We start from the raw sequence: 1858 nt of genomic DNA on the forward strand, positions 1-1858 counted from the left end.
ACGGACACGAGGCTCAAGACTGTGCCTTGCGTGATCCGCTTGAGCCAGGCGCGATCCTGGAGATCTTCGGGCTTAAAAACCGTATCCGGAAGCTCGGCAGCGGCCGGAATCGGGCTCAGCCTCCACCAGTAACGGCCCCAATGGATGGAGCCGTTCAAAAGCTGGGCGTCTGGAACGAGCTCATTGACCCCGATCGCGAGCGTCCTTCGATAACGATTGGGCCCCTTGATGCGAACGCCAGCCACCAAGCGGGAACCGCGAGGGGCGTGACCTTGTGCAGTAAGATGTCGGCGAGATTCGCGGTGCCGCTCAGCTGCGGCATGCCGCGCAGTAGGGTCGCGTCGATGATCCCGACCAGCAGGATTGCCAGCGTGAGGCCGCCGATCCACGCTGCGGATACCGTGCGGCCCAGCGCGATTGCACTCATCGTGACCGCGACCAGCAAATTGGTCAGGATGGTGAAGAAGCGCAGCAGGATCCACAAAGTCTCGCCGACCGAATAGCCCGCCGAATGGGTCGCCGAATATTGCGCGGCGAGCCCGGCCCAGGCGATGAGTGCGATGAGGGCGGCGGCCAGTCTCATCCAAACATCAATGCCCACCAGCATAGGATCAGCCCGGCCAGCGCAACCCCGAAAATCAGCGTGCGCAGCTTGGGTACGCCCGCGGCGTAGAGCGGGAGATAGACCAGTCGGCCGAGGAAATAGAGGCTGGCGCCGACCTCGGTCTTCCAGCCGAGCCGGTCGAGATATGCGGCGCCGAGCAGTGCGGCGATGAACAGGGGCAGCGTTTCGAAGAGATTGGCCTGCGCGCGGAGCAGGCGGCCGGCAAGCGGGTTGAGCGGCGGCATTTTCTCGTCGCGTGCACCCATGTTCCAGTCGCGGCCATATTGCTTGGTGCGGACGCTTCCCGCCCACAGGATGTTGGCGAGCGCGAGCGCGAGGGTCGCGCCGAGCATGATGAATTCGAGTTTCATGTTCGCATCCTATCCGTCGAGTCCCGCGAACAGCCGCCGTTCCGGTCCCGGCAAGCCGATCCAATAGGCCAGCTCGCTCAAGTCCTCGACGCGCCAGGCGCACAGGTCGGCGGCCTTGCCGGCCGCCACCGTGCCGATCTCGTGGGCGAGCCCGAGCGCGCGGGCGGCGTTGACGGTCATGCCGGTCAGCGCTTCCTCGGGCGTCAAGCCGAACAAAGTGCAGGCCATGTTCATCGCCAATTGCGGGTTGAGCAGGGGCGAAGTTCCGGGGTTGCAGTCGGTGGCGATGGCGATCGGCACTCCGGCATCGCGCAGCATCTGGACCGGCGGCTTCTTCTTTTCGTTGAGCGCATAATAAGCGCCGGGGAGGAGCACCGCGACCGTGCCGGCGGCGGCCATCGCCTTTGCGCCCGCAGCATCGAGATGCTCGAGATGGTCGGCGCTGAGCGCCTTGTAGCGCGCGGCGAGGGCGGCACCGTCCTGGTTGGAGAGTTGCTCGGCGTGCAGGCGGACGGGGAGGCCATGCGCGCGGGCGGCGGTGAACACGCGTTCCACTTCGGCCGGGGTGAAAGCGATGGTCTCGCAGAAAGCGTCGACCGAGGTCGCGAGGCCGGCCTTGGCCACGGCGGGAATCATCTCCTCGCAGATCATGCGAAGATAAGCGTCGCGCGCCTCGCCCTCTTTCGCCTCGGGCGGAAGGGCGTGGGCGGCGAGCAAAGTGGGGACGATGCGGACCGGCTGGTCGCGGCCGATCGCGGCAGCGGTGTTGAGCAGGCGGATCTCGGCGGCGGTATCGAGACCGTAGCCCGACTTGATTTCCACGGTCGTCACCCCGCCGGCCATCAGCGCATGAAGGCGACGGCGCGACTGGTCGCGGAGCTGG

At 66.2% G+C, this 1858-nt stretch carries 3 protein-coding genes; all 3 read right to left on the reverse strand.

The genetic code is table 11. The features are described 5' to 3' along the window. Nucleotides 1–154: 154 nt before the first annotated feature. Nucleotides 155–583: a hypothetical protein gene (locus RMP08_RS08350; protein ID WP_310468534.1), complete on the reverse strand. Its 429-nt coding sequence runs from the start codon at nucleotides 581–583 to the stop codon at nucleotides 155–157. After that, the gene (locus RMP08_RS08355) at nucleotides 580–975 is read right to left on the reverse strand and encodes an MAPEG family protein (protein ID WP_310468535.1); all 396 of its coding nucleotides are present in this window, start codon (nucleotides 973–975) and stop codon (nucleotides 580–582) included. The genes RMP08_RS08350 and RMP08_RS08355 overlap by 4 nt, the downstream gene beginning before the upstream one ends. 9 nt (nucleotides 976–984) lie before the next feature. After that, nucleotides 985–1858, reverse strand: an 874-nt coding sequence (gene hutI, locus RMP08_RS08360) for an imidazolonepropionase (protein ID WP_310468536.1), incomplete at its 5' end; no start/stop codon positions are given.

Source organism: Sphingomonas sp. (assembly GCF_031426035.1).
GTDB lineage: Bacteria > Pseudomonadota > Alphaproteobacteria > Sphingomonadales > Sphingomonadaceae > Sphingomicrobium.

What these genes read in the sequence shown, in the direction of transcription:
- RMP08_RS08355 (WP_310468535.1), bottom strand. Translation starts at nt 975, where the DNA reads ATGAAACTCGAATTCATCATGCTCGGCGCGACCCTCGCGCTCGCGCTC.
- RMP08_RS08350 (WP_310468534.1), bottom strand. Translation starts at nt 583, where the DNA reads ATGAGACTGGCCGCCGCCCTCATCGCACTCATCGCCTGGGCCGGGCTC.